Genomic DNA, 262 nt, shown 5'->3' with positions numbered 1-262 from the left:
AGAAACAGCACCGATGGAAATGGCGGCTACCTATATCAAAAACGTCGTTGGCGGTATATTTGGAATGGAAATTGTAGAGGAAGTCATTATCGAAGGCCACAATGCTGCACCAGATCAAGCCCCAAACATTATTGCAGAAGGCTTAGCTAAAGTAGCAGAGGCGGCCAAAAGATTATCTGCTGTAACAGTATAACAAGTAAAGTGACGGTTCTCGTGCTCCCCTTTCTGGAAGTACGAGAACCGTCACTATTTTTATAAGATA

At 43.1% G+C, this 262-nt stretch carries 1 pseudogene; it reads left to right on the top strand.

From position 1 onward, the window contains the following. A pseudogene (locus tag RYX56_RS23225) lies at positions 1 to 193 on the top strand (FMN-dependent NADH-azoreductase); the annotation flags it as partial. Positions 194 to 262: the final 69 nt, after the last annotated feature.

Source organism: Alkalihalophilus lindianensis (assembly GCF_032843265.1).
Lineage (GTDB): Bacteria > Bacillota > Bacilli > Bacillales > Bacillaceae_D > Alkalihalophilus > Alkalihalophilus lindianensis.
The sequence above is the reverse complement of the archived record's forward strand: the minus strand, read 5'-3'. Positions and strand labels throughout refer to the sequence as shown.